We start from the raw sequence: 387 nt of genomic DNA on the forward strand, positions 1-387 counted from the left end.
GATGTCAGCAAATTGTGTGAAAGATACACCGTTTCACTTCTTTAAACAAAATGTTATGACGACGGATGCAGAAAAATCATTTCATGACATTCGTTTAAATCGAGATGAGGATATTTATATTCAACTTAATTTTAAATCATCGTTCCAAAATGCAAATTATGTAGCAGTATTAGAAGAAAATCCGTACTTGCCAAAGCATATTGAAGTAAATGAAAAAGATCGTTTACTTGCAGAACGATTTTTAGAAGAGAGTGTATTTTCATTTCGAAGAGATCGACTTTTAAAGCAAATTGATGAAGCGCTGGACAATCAAGATAAGGAAGCTTTTTGTAAGTTAACAGAGGAATTGAAAAGCCTGTAAGGAATGTTCATTTTATTTAATTTTGA

At 31.3% G+C, this 387-nt stretch carries 1 protein-coding gene; it reads left to right on the plus strand.

Going from position 1 to position 387, the window contains the following annotated elements:
• Window positions 1-361, plus strand: a 361-nt coding sequence (locus AC1DIT_RS28595) for a ReoY family proteolytic degradation factor (protein WP_476998638.1), incomplete at its 5' end; no start/stop codon positions are given.
• Window positions 362-387: the final 26 nt, after the last annotated feature.

Source organism: Bacillus sp. 05T22 (assembly GCF_056396765.1).